General features: G+C 68.6%; 10 protein-coding genes. 6 read left to right on the top strand and 4 right to left on the bottom strand.

The features are described from left to right. From oxc to DS843_RS28770, 4 genes are all read left to right on the top strand, one after another. The coding region (gene oxc, locus DS843_RS28785; protein WP_149472253.1) for an oxalyl-CoA decarboxylase at positions 1-1,241 on the top strand (1,241 nt) is incomplete at its 5' end. A 119-nt stretch (positions 1,242-1,360) separates the two neighbouring features. Continuing rightward, entirely contained in the window at positions 1,361-3,091 is a 1,731-nt protein-coding gene (locus DS843_RS28780) for an NAD(P)H-dependent oxidoreductase subunit E (RefSeq protein ID WP_149472252.1), read from the top strand. Position 3,092: 1 nt separating this feature from the next. Then, positions 3,093-5,846: a formate dehydrogenase subunit alpha gene (gene fdhF / locus DS843_RS28775; RefSeq protein ID WP_149472251.1), complete on the top strand. Its 2,754-nt coding sequence runs from the start codon at positions 3,093-3,095 to the stop codon at positions 5,844-5,846. 105 nt (positions 5,847-5,951) lie between these two features. Beyond that, a complete protein-coding gene (locus tag DS843_RS28770) occupies positions 5,952-6,797 on the top strand; it encodes an IclR family transcriptional regulator (protein ID WP_149472250.1) in 846 nt (281 codons plus the stop codon). Between the two features lie 417 nt (positions 6,798-7,214). On the opposite strand, the gene soxR is transcribed toward DS843_RS28770, so the two are convergent. Beyond that, positions 7,215-7,676 (bottom strand): redox-sensitive transcriptional activator SoxR, encoded by a 462-nt coding sequence (soxR, locus tag DS843_RS28765; protein WP_149472249.1) that lies wholly within the window; start codon positions 7,674-7,676, stop codon positions 7,215-7,217. Between the two features lie 97 nt (positions 7,677-7,773). Between soxR and DS843_RS28760 the strand changes: the two genes are divergently transcribed. Beyond that, a complete protein-coding gene (locus DS843_RS28760) occupies positions 7,774-8,034 on the top strand; it encodes a hypothetical protein (RefSeq protein ID WP_149472248.1) in 261 nt (86 codons plus the stop codon). A 134-nt stretch (positions 8,035-8,168) separates the two neighbouring features. Here DS843_RS28760 and frc read toward each other — a convergent pair whose 3' ends face one another. From frc to DS843_RS28740, 3 genes are all read right to left on the bottom strand, one after another. Beyond that, complete coding sequence (gene frc, locus DS843_RS28755; RefSeq protein WP_149472247.1) at positions 8,169-9,419, bottom strand: formyl-CoA transferase; 1,251 nt, start codon at positions 9,417-9,419, stop codon at positions 8,169-8,171. 76 nt (positions 9,420-9,495) lie between these two features. Further along, complete coding sequence (locus DS843_RS28750; protein ID WP_149472246.1) at positions 9,496-9,924, bottom strand: PAS domain-containing protein; 429 nt, start codon at positions 9,922-9,924, stop codon at positions 9,496-9,498. A gap of 201 nt (positions 9,925-10,125) precedes the next feature. After that, on the bottom strand, positions 10,126-11,304 hold the full coding sequence (locus DS843_RS28740) for an MFS transporter (protein ID WP_149472245.1): 1,179 nt from the start codon (positions 11,302-11,304) through the stop codon (positions 10,126-10,128). Between the two features lie 146 nt (positions 11,305-11,450). On the opposite strand from DS843_RS28740, the gene DS843_RS28735 reads away from it, so the two are divergent. Further along, positions 11,451-12,323: a LysR family transcriptional regulator gene (locus tag DS843_RS28735; RefSeq protein ID WP_149472244.1), complete on the top strand. Its 873-nt coding sequence runs from the start codon at positions 11,451-11,453 to the stop codon at positions 12,321-12,323. The last annotated feature ends 3 nt before the right edge of the window (positions 12,324-12,326 follow it).

The following is a 12,326-nucleotide window of genomic DNA, read 5'->3' as shown; positions in this document are numbered from 1 at the left end:
CGGGCGGCGTCTACCTCGACCTGCCGGCCAAGCTGTTCTCGCAGGTGATCGACGCCGCCGAGGGCGCCCGCTCGCTGGTCCAGGTGGTCGATCCCGCCCCGGCGCAGCTCCCCTCGCCGGACTCGGTGGCGCGCGCGCTGGAGGTGCTGAAGGGCGCCAAGCGGCCGCTGATCATCCTCGGCAAGGGCGCCGCCTACGCGCAGGCCGACGAGGCGGTGCGCGAGCTGGTGGAGACGAGCGGCATCCCGTTCCTGCCGATGAGCATGGCCAAGGGGCTGCTGCCCGACACCCACCCGCAGTCGGCGGGGGCGGCGCGCTCGATGGTGCTGAAGGACGCCGACGTGGTGCTTCTGGTCGGCGCGCGTCTGAACTGGCTGCTGTCGCACGGCAAGGGCAAGACCTGGGGCGAGCCGGGGTCGAAGACCTTCATCCAGATCGACATCGAGCCGCGCGAGATGGACAGCAACGTGGCGATCGTGGCGCCGCTGGTCGGCGACATCGGGTCGTGCGTGTCGGCTCTGACCGCCGGCATGGCGAAGGGCTGGACGCCGCCGCCGTCGGAGTGGACGGGGGCCGTGGCGGCGCGCAAGGAGGCGAACATCGCCAAGATGGCGCCCAAGCTGATGAGCAACGCCTCGCCGATGAACTTCCACGGGGCGCTGGGCGCGCTGCGCCGGGTGATCCAGGAGCGGCCCGACGCGCTGCTGGTGAACGAGGGTGCGAACACGCTGGACCTGGCGCGCGGGATCATCGACATGCACCAGCCGCGCAAGCGCCTGGACGTCGGGACCTGGGGCGTGATGGGCATCGGCATGGGCTTCGCGGTGGCGGCTGCCGTGGAGTCGGGCAAGCCGGTTCTGGCGGTGGAGGGCGACAGCGCCTTCGGCTTCTCGGGCATGGAGGTGGAGACGATCTGCCGGTACAAGCTGCCGGTGTGCATCGTGGTGTTCAACAACAACGGCATCTACAAGGGGACGGACGTGAACCCGACGGGCGGGTCGGACCCGTCGCCGATGGTGTTCGTGCCCGACTCCCGCTACGACCGGATGATGGAAGCCTTCGGCGGGGTGGGCGTCAACGTGACGACGCCGGACGAGCTGTACCGGGCGGTCAGCGAGGCGATGGACAGCGGCAAGCCGACGCTGATCAACGCCGTCATCGACCCCGACGCCGGGTCGGAGAGCGGCAACATCGGCAGCCTCAACCCCACCAGCGCCGTCCGCAAGGGACCCAAGACGTAACGCCTTCCTGACTATAAGAATAAAGCCCCCTCGGAAAAAACGGGGGGGCGGTTCCAAACGACTGCACGACATCCCAACGTTACGAAGAATCAAGCCGAAGACGAGAGGGGAGGGCGGACATGGACACGGCCATCGTCGCCAAAGACGACAACAAAAGGCGCGCCATCCATCCCGGTTCGGGGCGTCGGAACACCCGGCCCCAGCCGAAGGGCCGGCAGGTCGATCCGGCGGCCCTGGCGGAAGTGCAGGAGCTTCTCGGTGACCGGTCCCGGCAGCGGGATCTGCTGATCGAGCATCTGCACCTGTTGCAGGACACCCATCACGGGCTCCACGCCCGCCATCTCGCGGCGCTGGCCCACGAGATGCGGCTGGCCCTGGTGGAGGTGTACGAGGTGGCGTCCTTCTACGCCCACTTCGACATCGTGATGGACGGGGAGGAAGCCCCTCCGCCCGTGACCGTCCGGGTCTGCGACAGCCTGTCCTGCTGCATGGCCGGCGGCGAGAAGCTGCTCGACGAGCTGAAGGCCGCCGACATGGGGCCGGACGTCCGGGTGGTGCGCGCCCCCTGCATGGGCGCCTGCCACAACGCCCCGGCGGTCGCCATCGGCCACTCCCTGCATGAGAACGCCACGGTGGACAGCGTGGTGACCGCCGTGAAGAACGGCGACACCCACCCCCACCTCCCCACCTATGTCAGCCTGGAGCAGTACAAGGCGGAGGGCGGTTACCGCCTGCTGTCCGACTGCCTCGCCGGCAACGTCCCGGTGGACGACATCCTCGGCAAGCTGGAAGGCGCCAACCTGCGCGGCCTCGGCGGCGCCGGCTTCCCCACCGGCCGCAAGTGGCGCTTCGTCCGCCACGAGCCCGGCCCCCGCCTGATGGCGGTGAACGGGGACGAGGGCGAGCCGGGCACCTTCAAGGACCGCTACTATCTGGAGAACGATCCGCACCGCTTCCTGGAAGGGATGCTGATCGGCGCCTGGGTGGTCGAGGCGACCGACGTCTACATCTACCTGCGCGACGAGTACCCGCACATCCGCGAAGCGCTGGAGCTTGAGATCGCCCGGGTGGAGCAGGCGGGCCTCGCCGGGCACACCCGCATCCATCTGCGGCGCGGCGCCGGGGCCTACATCTGCGGCGAGGAGTCCGCGATGCTGGAGAGCATCGAGGGCAAGCGCGGCCTGCCGCGGCACAAGCCGCCCTTCCCGTCGGTCGTCGGCCTGTTCGGCCGTCCGACCCTCATCAACAACGTCGAGACGCTGTTCTGGATCAGGGACATCCTTGAGAAGGGCGCGGAGTGGTGGGGCAGCCACGGGCGCAACGGCCGCAAGGGCCTGCGCAGCTACTCCGTCTCCGGCCATGTGAAGGAGCCGGGCGTGAAGCTGGCCCCCGCCGGCGTCACCATCCGCGAGCTGATCGACGAGTATTGCGGCGGCATGGCCGACGGCCACACGCTCAAGGGCTATCTGCCCGGCGGCGCGTCGGGCGGCATCCTGCCCGCCAGCATGGACGACATCCCGCTGGACTTCGGCACGCTGGAGCAGCACGGCTGCTTCATCGGCTCCGCCGCGGTGGTCGTGCTGTCGGACAAGGACGACATGCGCAAGGTCGTGCGCAACCTGCTGGACTTCTTCGAGGACGAAAGCTGCGGCCAGTGCACGCCCTGCCGCGTCGGAACGGAGAAGGCGGTGGCGCTCATCAAGCAGCCGGTGTGGGACGAGCCGCTCCTGACGGAACTCGCCCGGCTGATGAGCACGGCGTCGATCTGCGGCCTGGGTCAAGCCGCGATGAACCCACTGAAAAGTGCGCTGAAGCATTTCCGCGACGATCTGCGCGGGGAGGTCCGGTGATATGAGCGACCGCATCCTGTTCCACCTCGACGACGACCTCGTCGAAGCCCACCCCGGCGAGACGATCTGGCAGGTCGCCAACCGCCTGGGCACCGAGATCCCGCATCTCTGCTACGCCGACGAGCCGGGCTACCGCGCGGACGGCAACTGCCGCGCCTGCATGGTCGAGATCGACGGCGAGCGCGCCATGTCGGCCTCCTGCGTGCGCCATCCGACGCCGGGCATGCGTGTCCGCTCGGCCAGCGAGAACGCCAAGTTCGCCCGCAAGATGGTCATCGAGATGCTGGTCGCCGACCAGCCGAAGCGGGAGGAGGCCCACGACCCGGACAGCAAGTTCTGGCGCTGGGCCGACCGTCTGGAGGTCTCGGACAGCCGCTTCCCCACCCGTGAGCACGCGCCGAAGCCCGACTTCAGCCACCCGGCCATGGCGGTGCAGCTCGACGCCTGCATCCAGTGCAACCTGTGCGTCCGCGCCTGCCGCGAGGTCCAGGTCAACGACGTGATCGGCATGGCGCTGCGCGGCCACAAGGAGACGATCGTCTTCGACTTCGCCGACCCGATGGGCGACAGCACCTGCGTCGCCTGCGGCGAGTGCGTCCAGGCCTGCCCGACCGGCGCGCTGATGCCGAAGACCCAGGTGGACCTGAACAGCGGCGTCTTCGCCGCCGCTCCGGACCGTCAGGTGGACAGCGTCTGCCCCTATTGCGGCGTCGGCTGCCAGCTCACCTACAACATCAAGGACGAGAAGCTTCTGTCGGTGACGGGCCGCGACGGTCCCGCCAACAAGAACCGGCTGTGCGTGAAGGGCCGCTTCGGCTTCGATTACATCCACCACCCGCACCGTCTGACCAAGCCGCTGATCCGCAAGGAAGGCGTGTCCAAGCACGACGTGGACATCGACCCGCTGAACCCGCTGACCCACTTCCGCGAGGCGAGCTGGGAGGAGGCCCTGGAGGTCGCCACCGCCGGCCTGCGCAAGATCCGCGACGAGCGGGGCGGCTCGGCGCTCGCCGGGTTCGGCTCGGCCAAGGGTTCCAACGAGGAAGCCTATCTGTTCCAGAAGCTGGTGCGCGTCGGCTTCGGCACCAACAACGTCGACCATTGCACCCGTCTGTGCCACGCCTCCTCGGTGGCGGCGCTGATCGAGGGCATCGGGTCGGGCGCGGTGACGGCTCCCTTCATGGCGGCCAAGGACGCCGAGGTGATCGTCGTCATCGGCTCCAACCCCACCGAGAACCACCCCGTCGCCGCGACCTTCTTCAAGAACGCGGCCAAGCGCGGCGCCAAGCTGGTCATCATGGACCCGCGCGGCCAGGTGCTGAAGCGCCACGCCAGCCATATGCTGCAGTTCAAGCCGGGCCGCGACGTGCCCATGCTGAACGCCATGCTGAACGTCATCATCACCGAAGGGCTGTACGACGCGCAGTATGTGGCGGAGCACACCCAGGACTTCGAGGAGCTGCGCGCCCACATCGCCAGCTTCACCCCGGAGGCCATGGAATCGGTCTGCGGCATCCCGGCGGAGCAGCTCCGCGAGGTCGCGCGCCTCTACGCCACCTCCAAGGGCTCGATCATCTTCTGGGGCATGGGCGTGTCGCAGCACACCCACGGCACCGACAACGTGCGCTGCCTGATCGCCCTGTCGCTGGTCACCGGCCAGATCGGACGCCCCGGCACCGGCCTGCACCCGCTGCGCGGCCAGAACAACGTCCAGGGCGCCTCGGACGCCGGCCTGATCCCGATGATGTTCCCGGACTACCGTCCGGTGGACGATCCGGAGGTCCACGCCTTCTACGAGACCTTCTGGGACACCAAGCTGGACTCCAAGCGCGGCCTGACGGTCGTGGAGATCATGGACGCCATCCATGCCGGCTCGCTGCACGGCATGTACGTGATGGGCGAGAACCCGGCCATGTCCGACCCGGATGTGGAGCATGCCCGCGACGCGCTCGCCAAGCTCGACCATCTGGTGGTGCAGGACCTGTTCCTGACCGAGACGGCCAAATACGCCGACGTGGTTCTGCCCGCCTCGGCCTGGCCGGAGAAGACCGGAACGGTGACCAACACCAACCGTCAGGTCCAGCTCGGCCGGCAGGCCCTGCCGCCTCCGGGCGACGCGCGGCAGGATCTGTGGATCGTCAACGCCATGGCGCGCGGCCTGGGTCTGGACTGGAACTACGAGCATCCGCGCGACGTGTTCCGGGAGATGAAGGGGGCGATGCCGTCGCTCGACAACATCACCTGGGAACGGCTGGAGCGGGAGCGTTCGGTCACCTACCCCAGCCTGTCCGCGGACGATCCGGGCCAGGAGATCGTGTTCGGCGACGGCTTCCCCACGGCCTCCGGACGTGGCCGTCTGGTCCCCGCCGACGTGATCCCGCCGGCGGAGGAGCCGGACGCGGAGTTCCCGATGGTGCTGACCACCGGGCGCCAGCTCGAACACTGGCACACCGGATCGATGACCCGGCGCGCCCAGGTTCTGGACGATCTGGAGCCGGAGGCGGTGGCCTACATGAGCCCGGCGGACCTGCGGCGGATGGGCGCCAAGGGCGGCGACCGCATGAAGGTCACCACCCGGCGCGGCACCATCGAGCTGAAGGCGCGGTCGGACTACAACGTCCCGTCCGGGCTGGTGTTCGTGCCTTTCTGCTACGCCGAGGCGGCGGCCAACGTGCTGACCAACCCGAAGCTGGACCCCTACGGGAAGATTCCCGAGTTCAAGTTCGCCGCGGCCCGGATCGAGCCGGCGGCATAAGGCAACCGGCGGCCCCCGTTCCTGCAACGGGGTGGGGGCCGCCAAACCCGAGAATGAAGAACGGCGCGGAAAACAGCGCCAGCCGATATCGAGAGGGATGGGACCATGAAGACGCAAGCGCTGATGATGGCACCCCCGGCCCCGCGGGCCGAAGGCCGCGCGGACACCGTGGACCGTGCGGCGAAGGGCAATCTGGTGCAGTCGCTGTCGCGGGCACTGAGCATCATGACCATCCTCGGCCAGTCGGACAGCCCGATGAGCCTGACCGCGGTGGCCGAGGCGGCGCAGCTCTCGCCGTCCACGGCGCACCGTCTGCTGACCACCTTGCAGGAGGAGCGCTACGTCCGCTTCGACCAGAGCAAGCGCGGCTGGGCGGTGGGCGTGCAGGCCTACATGACCGGCACCGGCTTCCTGAAGACGCGCAGCCTGCTGGACGTCGCCCGTCCGCGCATGCGCCGCCTGATGGAGGAGACCAGCGAGGTCGTCAATCTGGCCGTGGAGGAGAACGGCGAGGCCATCTATCTGCACCGCGTCGGCGGTCCGCGTGTCGCCCAGGCGGCGCTGCCCGTCACCGACCGCACCCTGCTGCACTGCTCCGCCGTGGGCAAGGCGCTGCTGGCCGGCATGCCGGAGACGCGGGTGCAGAGCATCCTGACCCAGCGCGGCATGCGCCAGTTCACCCGGACCACCGTGTCGTCGCTGCCGGCGCTGCACCGGGAGCTGACCCTGACCCGCGACCGCGGCTACGCCGTGGACCAGGAGGAGCGGGTGAGCGGCCTGCATTGCGTCGCCGCGGCGATCTACGACGAGCAGGCCCGCGTCATCGGCGCCCTGTCCCTGTCCAGCACCAACCGGCGCCTGGACGATGCCCGCCTCGTCGCCTTCGGCGAGATGGTCAAGCGGACCGCCGCGGCGGTCACGGCGGAGATCGGCGGGCGTTTTCCCACCTGAGCCTCTGACTTAACCCTTACGGAATTCGAATTCGCGCCGGCCGGGAGGCGCGATCCGCCCCGATCCGCAAATCCTTCGGATTGGGTCGAGGCGGCTGTTACCCCGGTTTTTCCTTCCTGTCACGTAGTGCTGCCCTGAAGAAACTGACCGCGCCCGCAACGGCGCGGTCTTTTTTTGACAAATACTTTGTTTCCGCAATGTGGAAAGCGGCGATTCTCTTGTTGCGTCACGCAGGTGACTCGGGCATCATTGTTCTTACACAGGGTTCATCACCCTTTGTATCGGGCGGGTTGTTGCTCCGCATTTATGCGAGCCTCTCGGATACTGGCCGTGCTGGAAACAGCACGGCCTTTTTGTTGCCGGAGAGGGCGGCGGAAGGGGGAGGTCATGCTGCGGTGCGGCAAACCAGCACGGCAATCAGCGTGGATCGAGCAGGCGCGGGCCGGCCCCGTCCTCCGACAGCTCGTCCCAGGGGTTGCGCAGCGGGCATTCGCTGAGCGACAGGCAGCCGCAGCCGATGCACCCCTCCAGCCCGTCGCGCAGCCTGGTGAGCACGGCGATGCGCTCGTCCAGGTCCGCCTTCCAAGCGGCGGACAGGCGTTTCCAGTCCTCCGCCGTCGGCGCGCGGCCGTCGGGCAGGGTCTTCAGAGCCTCCGCGATGGTGGCCAGGGGAACGCCCAGACGCTGCGCCACCTTGATGACGGCGATGCGCCGGAGCACGTCGCGGGGGAAGCGGCGCTGGTTCCCGCTGCTGCGCCAGCTCGCGATCAGCCCCTTTGATTCGTAGAAGTGGATGGTGGACACTGCCACACCGGAGCGTTCCGCGACCTCACCCACGGTAAGGTCCTTGTCGATGTGGGCGGGATCGAGAATCGCCAACGCCGGGCCTCCCCTGGGGTTCGGAACCTCTTGACCTCAAGTGAAGTTGAGGTCTTAGCGTCAGAGAGTCAACAGCGCGCCGCATCGAGGGGAGCCCATGATTTCACCGACCACCGTTGACTGGACCTCGCTCAACACCCTGCGCGCCACGCCGGGGCCGGAGGTGACGGCTCTGCCGGCCTCGTTCCTGTCGATCACCAGGGCCGCCAACCTGAAGCCGGCGGTCGTCCGCCCGGTGCTGGACGGCCTGCTGCGCCAGGGCTATGTGCGCGAGTACGAGACCCAGTACGGAAAGGCCTACGCCCGCACGCCGGAGGGCAACCAGCGCATCCGCGAAGTGCGGGAGTGGCTGAGGTAGGTCCGGGATTCTCGGAGGCAATCCGTGAAGCCCCAGTTGTCCGCCAAGAATCCAGAACGCACACAAAAAAGAACGGCGCCCCTTTCGAGGCGCCGTCTTCATGAGGTGTGCCGTCTCAGACTGTCGGAAAGCGATCAGACAACCTTGCTGGCGTGCAGATCGGCGATCTGCTCCTTGCTGTAGCCGAGGCTGGCAAGGATCTCGTCGGAATGCTCGCCCAGCAGCGGCGACCCGGTCACTTCGACGGTCATGTCGGAGAACTTGATCGGGCTGCCGACCGTCAGGTACTTGCCGCGCGCCTTGTGGTCCACCTCGACGATGGTGCCGCTCTTGCGGAGCGACGGGCACTCGGCGATTTCCTTCATGGTCAGCACCGGCGCGCAGGGGATGTCGAACTTGCGCAGGATGTCGACCGCCTCGTACTTCGTCTTGTCGGCCAGCCAGCCTTCGATGTAGGCGAAGATGTCGAAGATCTTGTCCTGACGCGCCTGGGCGGTGTTGTAGGCCGGATCGTCGATCCACTCCGGCTTGCCGACAGCCTTGCAGATCGGCGCCCAGGCGTGGCCCTGGATGGTGAAGTAGATGTAGGCGTTCGGATCGGTCTCCGCGCCCTTGCACTTCAAGACCCAGCCCGGCTGGCCGCCGCCGCCGGCGTTGCCGCCGCGCGGAACCACGTCCGAGAACTCGCCGTGCGGGTACTGCGGGTACTCTTCCAGGTAGCCGACGCGGTCGAGACGCTGCTGGTCGCGCAGCTTGACGCGGCAGAGGTTGATGACGGCGTCCTGCATCGACACGGCGACCTTCTGGCCCTTGCCGGTCTTGGAACGGCCCATCAGGGCGGTCAGGATGCCGATGGCGAGGTGCATGCCGGTGTTGCTGTCGCCGAGAGCGGCGGCGCTGACGGTCGGCGGGCCGTCCCAGAAGCCGGTGGTCGAAGCCGCACCGCCGGCGCACTGGGCGACGTTCTCGTAGACCTTCAGGTCTTCGTAATGGTGGCCGTCGCTGAAGCCCTTCACGGAGGCGACGATCATGCCCGGGTTCAGCTCGTTGATGCGCTCCCAACTGAAGCCCATGCGGTCGAGCGCGCCCGGAGCGAAGTTCTCCACGAGGACGTCGGATTCCTTGATCAGCTTCTCAAGGACTTCCTTGCCGGCCTGGGTCTTGGTGTCCAGCGTCAGGGAGCGCTTGTTGCTGTTCAGCATCGTGAAGTAGAGCGCGTCCGCTTCGGGAATGTCGCGGAGCTGGTTGCGGGTGACGTCGCCGGCGCCCGGCCGCTCCACCTTGATGACGTCCGCGCCGTACCAGGCGAGGAGCTGCGTGCAGGCGGGGCCGGCCTGAACGTGGGTGAAGTCGATGATCTTGATCCCTTCGAGCGGCTTGCTCATGGCTCGTTTACTCCCTCTCACTTATTGCGATGCCGTTGTTGAGCACTGAACAACACGGACAAACTGGCGGGATGGGTTACTGGCTGGCGGATTCCAGCTCCGACAGGCGGCGGCGGAGCTTGCGCTCCTCGGCCCAGCGGCTGGTTTCGTCGCGGATGATGGCGACGATTCCGGTCACCGTGCCGTCCGGCGACGTCAGCAGGGCGACCGTGAAGGCGATGGACAGGGAATGCCCGTCCTTGTGCAGGGCCGGGACGCGCAGCACGTCGCTGCCGTAGCGCGTCTGGCCCGTGCGCATGGTGTTGGCATAGCCGTCCCAGTGGCGCTGGCGCTGGCGCTCCGGGATGATGATGTCGAGCGACTGCCCCAGCGCTTCGCCCTCCGAAAAGCCGAACATCCGCTCGGCCGCCGGATTCCACAGAGTAATGGCGCCCTCCGCATTGGACACGACGATGGCGTCCCCTGCGGCCATGACTAGCTGTGCGAAATCGACTGTGGCGTTCATGGAAGCACTCGCTCCGGTATCGGACCCTGACCTTCCGGCGTTTCCGCGTTTTCTTGAAAAACACGTCCGCGCCTTTGGTCCTGCACTTCGTTTCCGAAGCGCGATGGGATGTGAGATACCGTATACCAGATGCGAAATGCCTGGCAAGCCCTTTTGTGCGTTAGGCGAACTAATCGCGCTTCGGACCTTTCGCGGCAAACCCTACCGGCGCCGCGCGGCGAGTTGCAGGGCGGCGGCGGCTCCGGCCACGGCGATGCCCAGACCCGTCACCGCGCTCCAGCCCCCGGCGTTCCAGGCCAGCGTCGCGGCGCTCGACCCCAGCGCGCCGCCCAGGAACATGCCGCCCATGAAGAGGGTGTTCAGCCGGGCGCGGGCCTCCGGGCGCAGGGCGTAGACGATGTGCTGGTTCGACACCAGGGCCGCCTGCACCGCGAAGTCGAGCAGGATCACCCCGGCGACCAGCCCGGCGACCGAGGTCCACAGCCCGAACAGCAGCCAGGAGGCGAGCGTCAGCAGCGTGCCCAGCAGGATCACCCGGCGCGGCCCGCTCCGGTCGGCGATTCGTCCGGCGACCGGGGCGGCCAGGATGCCGACCGCGCCGACGATGCCGAACAGCCCCGCCGCGTCGGCGCCCAGGCCGAAGCGCGGCTCCGCCAGACGCAGCGCCAGGATCGTCCAGAAGGCCGTGAAGGCGGCGAACAGCAGGCCCTGGGTGACGGCGGCCAGCCGCAGGGCCGGAAACTCCCGCCACAGATGGACCAGCGAGCGCATCAGCGCCGGGTAGCGCAGGGAGGCGCTGGGATGGCTGCGCGGCAGCAGGACGGCCATCAGCGCGGCGGCTCCCAGCGCCAGCGGCACGGCCAGCCAGAACATGGCGCGCCAGCCCTCGTGCGTTCCGACGAAGCCGGCCAGCGTGCGGCTGAGCAGGATGCCGGTCAGCACCCCCGACATGACGGTCCCCACCGCCGCCCCCCGCCGCTGTGGCGAGGCCAGATGCGCGGCGAAGGGAACGATCTGCTGCGCCACCGTCGCCGAAACACCGAGCAGCAGCGAGGCGGCGACGAGCAGCGCGGGACCCTGCGCCAGCGCGGTCGCGACCAGGGCCGCGGCCAGCAGCAGGAACTGTCCGACGATCAGCCGCCGCCGCTCCACCAGATCGCCCAGCGGCACCAGCAGGAGCAGGCCGGCGGCGTAGCCCAACTGCGTGGCGGTCGGGATCACGCCGGTCAGCGGGCCGGGCAGGTCGCCCTCGATCAGGCCCAGCATGGGCTGGTTGTAGTAGATGTTCGCGACGGCCAGCCCTGCGGCGGTCGCCATGGCGAAGGTCAGGCCGCGCCCGAGCAGGGGCTGGGTGGGCGCGTGTGTGTCGGTGATGCTCATGACAGGGAGGTCCTTTCCAACATCCCCTCTCCCGCCCCGGGAGAGGGGTATTCTGCTTGCGGAAATCTTGGACCGGACCCTATCGCGCTTTCAAAATCCGCATCAGTCCCGCAGAATGAACGGCCTGTGCATCGGATTGTGAAGCAATGGACCTTGCCGGACTCGCCGTTCTGGTGGAAGCCGCCCAGGCCGGCAGCCTTGCCGGGGCCGCGCGGCGGCTGGGCATCTCGCCGCTGATGGCGACCCGGCGGCTGGTTGCGCTGGAGGAGGCGATGGGCGCGCGGCTGATGCAGCGGACGACCCGCTCCCTCGCCCTGACGCCGGAGGGGGAGGCGATGCTGCCCTTCGCACAGGCGATGCTGGAGAACGAGGCGGCGGCGCGGGCCAGCGTCCGCCCGTCCAACGCCGGGGCGTCGGGGCTGCTGCGCCTGACCGCCTCCGCCGCCTTCGGGCGCAAGGTGGTGGTGCCGGTGGTCGCGGACTTCCTGAAGGACAACCCGCAGGTCACGGTCGATCTGCTGCTGACCGACACGGTGGTGGACATCGTGGGGCAGGGGATCGACCTCGCCATCCGCATCGCGCATCTGAAGGACAGCGCGCTGATCGCGCGGCGGCTGGCCGACAACCCGCGGGCGCTCCACGCCACGCCCGGCTATCTGGCGGCCCGCGGCACGCCCGCCGCCGTCGCGGATCTGGCGGAGCACGAGTGCCTGTGCCTCTCCGGAACCACGCACTGGAGCTTCACGGGCGACGGGCGGGAGCGGCGCATCCGGGTGCGCGGGCGCTTCACCGCCAACTCCATCGAGGGGTTGCGGGACATCTGCCTCGCCGGGCTCGGCATCGCCGTCCTGTCGGAGTGGGACGTGCGGGAGGAGGTGGCGCGCGGCGCGCTGGTCCCGCTCCGCCTGTCCGACGGGGCGCTGGAGCCGCTGGCGGTCTGGGGCGTCCACCCGTCCGCGCGCTTCGTGCCGCCGAAGGTGCGGCTGTTCATGGACGCGCTGGCAAAGACTTTGTGCTGAACC

It is taken from the genome of Roseomonas genomospecies 6, assembly GCF_008365375.1.
In the GTDB taxonomy this organism is placed as follows: Bacteria; Pseudomonadota; Alphaproteobacteria; order Azospirillales; family Azospirillaceae; genus Azospirillum.
Note: the sequence above shows the minus strand (reverse complement) of the source record. Positions and strands in the feature narration are given on the sequence as shown.

Excerpts from the sequence above, each read along its gene's own strand:
- fdhF (WP_149472251.1), top strand. The coding sequence starts at position 3,093 with ATGAGCGACCGCATCCTGTTCCACCTCGACGACGACCTCGTCGAAGCC.
- DS843_RS28780 (WP_149472252.1), top strand. The coding sequence starts at position 1,361 with ATGGACACGGCCATCGTCGCCAAAGACGACAACAAAAGGCGCGCCATC.
- DS843_RS28770 (WP_149472250.1), top strand. The coding sequence starts at position 5,952 with ATGAAGACGCAAGCGCTGATGATGGCACCCCCGGCCCCGCGGGCCGAA.
- DS843_RS28750 (WP_149472246.1), bottom strand. The coding sequence starts at position 9,924 with ATGAACGCCACAGTCGATTTCGCACAGCTAGTCATGGCCGCAGGGGAC.
- DS843_RS28760 (WP_149472248.1), top strand. The coding sequence starts at position 7,774 with ATGATTTCACCGACCACCGTTGACTGGACCTCGCTCAACACCCTGCGC.
- frc (WP_149472247.1), bottom strand. The coding sequence starts at position 9,419 with ATGAGCAAGCCGCTCGAAGGGATCAAGATCATCGACTTCACCCACGTT.
- DS843_RS28735 (WP_149472244.1), top strand. The coding sequence starts at position 11,451 with ATGGACCTTGCCGGACTCGCCGTTCTGGTGGAAGCCGCCCAGGCCGGC.
- DS843_RS28740 (WP_149472245.1), bottom strand. The coding sequence starts at position 11,304 with ATGAGCATCACCGACACACACGCGCCCACCCAGCCCCTGCTCGGGCGC.